Source organism: Cetobacterium somerae ATCC BAA-474 (genome assembly GCF_000479045.1).
GTDB classification, from domain to species: Bacteria; Fusobacteriota; Fusobacteriia; order Fusobacteriales; family Fusobacteriaceae; genus Cetobacterium_A; species Cetobacterium_A somerae.
The window spans coordinates 11,778-11,979 of the sequence record NZ_KI518154.1 but is presented as its reverse complement, the minus strand read 5'-3'; positions in this window follow the sequence as shown (position 1 = coordinate 11,979).

Genomic DNA, 202 nt, shown 5'->3' with positions numbered 1-202 from the left:
ATACTGCCTTTAACAGTATAGCGAGTTTCATAACGCAAATTTTTACTAATCGCCACTTACGCCACGTTTCTGCGGTTACAACATTTCTGCTGTATCCTAATTTAGAGCCGTACATTCAAAACTTTGTCAGCACACCAGTGCATTCTTACCTTATAAATTTGACTCCCGACCTATCATTATCTCGACCACCTCTGGTTCGCAT